Origin of the sequence: Mycobacterium sp. 1081908.1, from assembly GCF_001673535.1 — a bacterium.
Classification (GTDB): Bacteria; Actinomycetota; Actinomycetes; order Mycobacteriales; family Mycobacteriaceae; genus Mycobacterium.
Map to the genome: position 1 here is coordinate 1 of NZ_LZLY01000047.1, position 660 is coordinate 660.

At 67.3% G+C, this 660-nt stretch carries 1 protein-coding gene; it reads left to right on the forward strand.

Annotation, left to right across the window (positions count from 1 at the left end):
• The coding region (locus A5655_RS28205; RefSeq protein WP_067007139.1) for a hypothetical protein at nt 1–660 on the forward strand (660 nt) is incomplete at both ends.

Genomic DNA, 660 nt, shown 5'->3' on the forward strand with positions numbered 1-660 from the left:
CGGGTACGGCGCTCCCCCGCCGCCCCCTCCCGGCTACGGCGCGCCGCCGCCCGGTTACGCGCCGCAGCCCGGCTACGGCGGCGCCCCCGGCGGTCAGCCGGTCTTCAGCATCGGCGACGCGTTCAGCTGGGCCTGGGGCAAGTTCACCCAGAACGTCGCGCCGCTGGTCGTCTCCACCCTGATCTACGCGGTGGTCATGGCCATCGCCTACAGCGCGATCCTGTTCGGCGGCGGCATGGGCTCGACCACGACGACCACCAACGTCGACGGCTACACGACCGCCACGACGAGCATCGGTGCCGGCGGGATGATCGTCATGATCATCGGCTACGTATTGATCTATGCCGTAGCCATTTTCGCGCAGTCCGCGTTCCTGTCCGGATGCCTGGACATCGCGGACGGCCGGTCGGTGAGCATCGGTTCGTTCTTCAAGCCGCGCAACCTCGGCAACGTGATCCTCGCCGCGATCATCATCGGGATCCTGACCTCGATCGGCTCGGTGTTGTGCGTCATCCCCGGCCTCGTCGTGGGCATCTTCGCGCAGTTCGCCATCCCGTTCATCATCGATCGGTCGCAGGGCGCCATCGACGGGTTGAAGTCCAGCTTCACCACCGTCCAGGCCAACTTCGTCAACGCGCTGCTGGCGTGGCTGGTGCAGGC